At 52.8% G+C, this 5557-nt stretch carries 6 protein-coding genes; 2 read left to right on the top strand and 4 right to left on the bottom strand.

Annotation, left to right across the window (positions count from 1 at the left end; all coding sequences use genetic code 11):
* Together IBX51_RS14075 and IBX51_RS14070 are read left to right on the top strand one after the other, a co-directional pair.
* Positions 1-385: magnesium transporter (locus tag IBX51_RS14075; protein WP_291831929.1), on the top strand; the 385-nt coding region annotated here is incomplete at its 5' end.
* Positions 386-582: 197 nt separating this feature from the next.
* On the top strand, positions 583-1311 hold the full coding sequence (locus IBX51_RS14070; protein ID WP_291831928.1) for a TorF family putative porin: 729 nt from the start codon (positions 583-585) through the stop codon (positions 1309-1311).
* Positions 1312-1411: 100 nt separating this feature from the next.
* On the opposite strand, the gene IBX51_RS14065 is transcribed toward IBX51_RS14070, so the two are convergent.
* The 4 genes from IBX51_RS14065 to pip form a co-directional block, all read right to left on the bottom strand.
* Entirely contained in the window at positions 1412-2269 is an 858-nt protein-coding gene (locus tag IBX51_RS14065; protein ID WP_291831927.1) for a CYTH domain-containing protein, read from the bottom strand.
* Positions 2270-2362: 93 nt separating this feature from the next.
* Positions 2363-3379 carry a porin gene (locus tag IBX51_RS14060; RefSeq protein ID WP_291831926.1) on the bottom strand — a complete coding sequence of 339 codons (1017 nt, stop codon included), beginning with the start codon at positions 3377-3379 and terminating at the stop codon, positions 2363-2365.
* Positions 3380-3869: 490 nt separating this feature from the next.
* On the bottom strand, positions 3870-4325 hold the full coding sequence (gene dtd / locus IBX51_RS14055; protein WP_291831925.1) for a D-aminoacyl-tRNA deacylase: 456 nt from the start codon (positions 4323-4325) through the stop codon (positions 3870-3872).
* Between the two features lie 106 nt (positions 4326-4431).
* On the bottom strand, positions 4432-5394 hold the full coding sequence (gene pip, locus IBX51_RS14050) for a prolyl aminopeptidase (RefSeq protein WP_291831923.1): 963 nt from the start codon (positions 5392-5394) through the stop codon (positions 4432-4434).
* Positions 5395-5557: the final 163 nt, after the last annotated feature.

The following is a 5557-nucleotide window of genomic DNA, read 5'->3' as shown; positions in this document are numbered from 1 at the left end:
GCTGGTGGCCAGTGCCGGTAATGCCGGCGCCCAGTCTGCCACACTCATGGTCCGCGGCATGGCCACCGGCGACGTCACAATTGCAGATTGGGGCCGTTTGCTGGGCAAAGAAGTGCTGGTTGCCAGCGGGCTTGGCCTCACCATGGCCGTAGCGGTTATGGCCGTCGGCTTTCTCCGTGCCGGACCGGAGATCGCAACGGTCGTGGCGATCACAATGATTATTGTGGTGATGGTCGGCAGCCTGATCGGGATGCTACTGCCCTTCTTGCTCGACAAACTGAAGTTTGACCCGGCCACCGCAAGCACGCCGCTGATCACCACCATCGCCGACGTGAGCGGTGTGTTGATCTATTTCAGTGTTGCCACCGCCCTTCTTGGCTTGTAATACAACCAGCGCAACAAGATGGTGCAACCTCGATAAATCCTGCGAACTTGCGCCCCAGGTTGGTGCTCCAGGTCGTAGACAAGTTAACATTTGGCCCCCTGAATTTTTCAACATCTTGTTTTATATATTCTTTTTAATGTTGGCATTTTGCGTGCATTCGACAAAGTGATTTCAACGATTAAGACAAGAGGTGTCTGATGAAACGCAAACCCTTTAATGTTACCGCTTCCGTTTTGAGTGCAGCTATCCTGGGAGCGCTGGCCGTACCCTCTATTGCCCACGCAGAAGTGTCGGCAAATATTGGCGCTGTCAGCAACTACATGTTCCGGGGCATCACCCAGACTGAGGGCGCAGCAGCCATTCAAGGCGGCGTAGACTATGAGAGCGCAGCAGGCCTCTATGCCGGCACCTGGGTATCCACCATAGACTTTGGTGATGAAGCCACCCACGAGCTTGACCTGTACTTTGGCTTCGCTGGCGAAATGGAAGGGTTTTCTTACGATGTCGGCTACATTTATTACGCCTACACCGATGCTCCCGACAATATCGACTTCGCTGAACTCTACGGCGAAATCGGCATGGGCAACTTTGCAGTAGGCTTTGCTTACACCCTGCACAGTGAAAACCAGGATGACGTTTTCGATGAAGGCGACATCTACTATTACGGTTCTGCGTCGCTGCCGCTGGCAAACGATTTCAGTGCCGGCTTTACTGTGGGCTACTATGACTTCGACGTAGACGGCGACCCTGGTTTCAAAGACGCAAGCTACGTGCACTACGCGGCCAGTCTTGTGAAAGACGCCAGTGAATTGGGCGAGTTCAGCCTAAACATTGATTATGCCGACATCAGCAAGAACAACGAAGAGTTTGGCACTGGTCGGGCAGACAAGCCCCAGGTCTGGGTAGGCTGGACAAAATCGTTCTGATCCCAACCGGACAAGGCAAGAATACCCATAGAGAGTGAGGAAGAGCCGGTACTACCGGCTCTTTTTATGCGCCTCTACTACTCATCCTGGTGAGCCAGGGCTAACCGGAAGCCAAAGCCAGCTGCAAAACACCCAAGCGCGGAACCTTGTCCATGAGGTCCCGGGTTGACGCGCTCGTTGTCACCTCTGACTCTACCTCTCTCCAGATATCGAGAAGACCAGAAGCCTCGGCCTTGCCTTGCAACAGAGCAAGACTCGACTCCGGAATCTTGAACGCAGCCTCGGTAAGCCATGACACGCTCAGCACTCGAAGAAATCGAGTGGCATCTATAGGGCCTGTGTCGATCAGTTCATCCGGCTGATAGATGCCCGCAAGATAGTAACCCTGCTCTGCCTTACTGATAAGATTCAAAAACACCGGCACTTCATGAGCAAGGGCTTTGGCCCAGGTCATTAATGCCGCCGGTTGACCGGATTTTAGCTCCAGCTCCACTTCGTGCAGCGGTCGCACCGAGCCACCACTGACAATCTCACCGGAATCCACAGCCACCTCGATGACCGCATCGGCAGCGTTCAACATAACCACCTGACGAGTGAAGTTAGTTTCGAACGCCAAAGCCAGTTGTTGCAAATCCAGCTGGCCATTCAATGGCGTTTCGGCCAGCAGAGACACATCAAGCTCCGGCCCTGGCAGCGACCACTCCCATTCCTGACGCCGATGTGCACCATCTACAAATTCACCCTGGGTTTTCAGGGTCTGGATGTAACGATCGCCAAACTGCCTTACCCGAAGAGCCGCCCGAGCCTGATTGAGAGCTGCATCGGGCGTGTCGTAATAACGATTAACCAAAACTTTTCGATTACCGCATGCGGCTTCGGACTGCACTGACAACCAGTCGAGGGCTTTCGACTGGGCTTGCTCAGACAGCGTCAGTTTGATCTCCAGCTCGATGGCCATAGGAGTCTCCCGGAATGTTAGAGGCCAGAAACCACAAAAGCCGGTGACCTGAGTCACCGGCTTTTGACACTACGTGATTAGCGGGTTAGCTGATCAGAAGTAGTAAACAGCGCCAACAGAGGCAACAGAGCGCTCGCTCTTGTCTGCAACGCCGTATACGCCATTATCACCGCCACCGAGATAGCCTTCGAAGTAGACGTACATGTGGTCAGACAGGTTATGGAGAGCCTGCAAAGTCACTGTATCGACATCTTTATCTGCCAGGTCAGCGTCGACAAAGTTGTTGTCATACTGGGTCAGCTCGTAAGACAGGGCAAACTGGTTTTTACCCAGAGTGTAAACACCCATCACGCCGAACGTATCAGCAACGTCCTTGCGAGTGTGGAATTCACCGGTCAGGCGCAGGTTATCCAGATTGTAGCTGGCGCGCAGGCCATAAGTGTTCTCGTTGTTTACGCTGTCAACCCGGTTGAAACCGTCATAAGCCCGACCACCGTCGTTCGAATCGACGGCAAATGCCAGCTCAAGGGCATCAACCTCATACATAGCAGCCAGCTGCCACGGGTAAGATTTCTTATCAACCTGGCCGTCGCCGTCACCGTTGATCTGAACGGCCGCACCGATGGTCAGGCCACCGAAGTTCGGTGACAGATACTGAACGGTGTCGCCTTCGCCGGTGTCATAGTTAACAAACTGGTTCAGAAACGCAACTTCGTAGAATTCTGAGATTTCAGTAACAGCGCGCTCGTATACAGTGTCGCTGGTACCAACCCACAACTGACCAAAGTTCTCACCCTTAACACCAACGTAAGCTTGGTCGATGCGGAAAGTGCTCTCAGTGGAGATATCGTCAGCACCCAGACGATCGATTTCGAGTCGGAAGAAACCGGTCAGGCCAGGGGCGATCTCGTGATCGTGCAGCACACCCAGAGTGGAACCGTTATCTGCGTGCTCAACGGCTGAGCTTCCACCGTCAATGTTGTCATGATACAGAACGTACTGAATGTTACCGTAAACGGTCGGCAGGTTTTTCTCAGCGTGCGCGCCAGCCATAGCAGCGCCAGAGAAAGTTGCGGCTGCAATCGCAGATGCAATGATCGTTTTTTTCATGTTGCGTCTTCCTTTTAGAGTTAACTCAGGTTGTGCGACGGGTTCTAGTTCCCGATTCTCGCTGGCAAGATCAGCCTGAACTGTTCTCGCCAAACTCGTGGCCGCTTCCCCTTTATTTCTACAGGGTTACGACTTTTTCTTTTTATTTCGGCCAACGAAATCGTCTAGCCTTAAATCTCAATCACTTACAGGACACTCTTAAAGCCCAAAGTGATGAAGCTGTTTTAATATAATGCGGGTCTTTTTGCAAACCCTTAAGATTTTCTATTTAGCCTTTTTGATGCTTTCAAGGAAAGCGCTTATGCCAAATACGCCTTAAAAAACACTAACCCTTACAACAATCAAGTTAGAGGCCAAAAGCCTTTTTATTATTAAAAAACATTAAGTTACTACAATATCGATTAGACTTCACAGGTATCTGCCAATCGCTAGCATCACCTTAACGCACCACAAAAAGGCAGCCCTGCAACGCCAGCCTCATTACAGTGCATTAATGTTTCTTGTGAGACTCCAACAAAAAGGTGACCGGGCCATCATTAACCAATGCCACCTTCATATCAGCGCCAAACTCCCCCTCACCTACGCGATCAAAACCGATTTGGTTCCGCGCCTCTGCCAAAAAGTCACGATACAATGCCTCGGCACGCTCAGGCGCTGCCGCAAGGGAAAACCCAGGGCGAGAGCCTGATCCGGTATCAGCGGCGAGAGTGAACTGCGGAACAATAAGAATCGACCCACCAGAGTCCTGAACGTTAACGTTCATCCGGCCTTGTTCGTCGGGGAATATTCGATAGCAGAGAACTTTTCGGCACAGTTCCTTGGCCTCAATCAATGAGTCTTCCTTCTCAACGCCTAACAACAGCAAAAGCCCGGGGCCTATGCTGGCAATCTGCTTGCCATTGACCGTAACACTGGCTTCCGATACGCGCTGTATAAGACCCTTCATTCAGTCCCTTGAGTAATAACTTCGGGGGAAACAACGAAAAACGCTGCAGAGTGTATCGACGCTTATCGAAGGTCGCAACCCCTCAAATCAAGAAACCGTTACTCCGTTATCCGGCAGTCGGGTGGGTGTGCGACACCACGCTTTCGACGGCGCGCATCAAGGCATCAACGATGGCAGGTTCAGACGCCGAATGCCCGGCATCCCGAATAATCCTCAGGTCTGCATCAGGCCAGGCCTGACTGAGCGCCAGCGCATTGTCCAGCGGGCAGACCATGTCGTATCGGCCATGAACAATAATGCCAGGAATGCCCGCTAACGCCCGGGCATCGCGAACAATCTGATCAGGCTCAAGAAACGCCTGATTCATAAAGTAGTGGCATTCTATTCGGGCCAAGGCAATAGCCACGTGTGGATGGCCAAAGTGCTCGACCACCTTCGGGTTGGGGTGGAGTGTGGCGCAGCGACCCTCCCAGATAGACCAGGCTTTGGCCGCCTGGATCTGCTCCAGTTCATTGGCGCTGGTCAGCCGTCGGTAATAGGCTGAAACCATATCACCACGTTCGGCCTCCGGTATCGGTGCCAGATAATCTTGCCAGTAGTCCGGAAAGACCCGACTGGCACCTTCCTGATAAAACCACTGAATATCCTTGGGCCGACACAAGAAGATACCTCGCAACACCAAACCCAACACCTGCTTCGGGTGCTGCTGGGCGTACACCAGGCTGAGCGTTGAGCCCCAACTGCCACCAAACAGCAACCAACGGTCGATACCCAAAAACTGGCGAACGGTTTCCATGTCCTGCACCAGCCTATCGGTGCTGTTGCCTTCCAGCTCAGCTAATGGTGTTGATCGCCCTGCACCACGCTGATCCATCAGGATGATCCGAAAACGCTCAGCATCAAAGAAGCGCCGGTGATAATCCTCACAACCACCGCCCGGGCCACCGTGCACCACCAGCACAGGGATACCGTCCGGATTACCGGATTCCTCCAGATAAAGCTCATGGGGCTCCTCCACCGCAAGGTGGTGGCGGGCATAAGGCTGAATTTCAGGATAGAGGGTCAGCATGGCGAACTCCGCGTCTAGGGTAACGGTAGTCTAGCTGAGAATAACAGAGGGAATCACGGCAGGGTTTGAGGAATCTTGAAAAACCAGAAAGCTGAAGGATAGTAGCCACGGACAACACAGACGTTACGGACGAAAAGACGGTGCTTTTCCTGAGTTGTCCGTG

Origin of the sequence: Marinobacter sp. (assembly GCF_014859525.1) — a bacterium.
Lineage (GTDB): Bacteria > Pseudomonadota > Gammaproteobacteria > Pseudomonadales > Oleiphilaceae > Marinobacter.
This window is presented reverse-complemented; position numbering and strand designations above follow the sequence as displayed.

Excerpts from the sequence above, each read along its gene's own strand:
- IBX51_RS14060 (WP_291831926.1), bottom strand. The coding sequence starts at position 3,379 with ATGAAAAAAACGATCATTGCATCTGCGATTGCAGCCGCAACTTTCTCT.
- pip (WP_291831923.1), bottom strand. The coding sequence starts at position 5,394 with ATGCTGACCCTCTATCCTGAAATTCAGCCTTATGCCCGCCACCACCTT.
- IBX51_RS14070 (WP_291831928.1), top strand. The coding sequence starts at position 583 with ATGAAACGCAAACCCTTTAATGTTACCGCTTCCGTTTTGAGTGCAGCT.
- dtd (WP_291831925.1), bottom strand. The coding sequence starts at position 4,325 with ATGAAGGGTCTTATACAGCGCGTATCGGAAGCCAGTGTTACGGTCAAT.
- IBX51_RS14065 (WP_291831927.1), bottom strand. The coding sequence starts at position 2,269 with ATGGCCATCGAGCTGGAGATCAAACTGACGCTGTCTGAGCAAGCCCAG.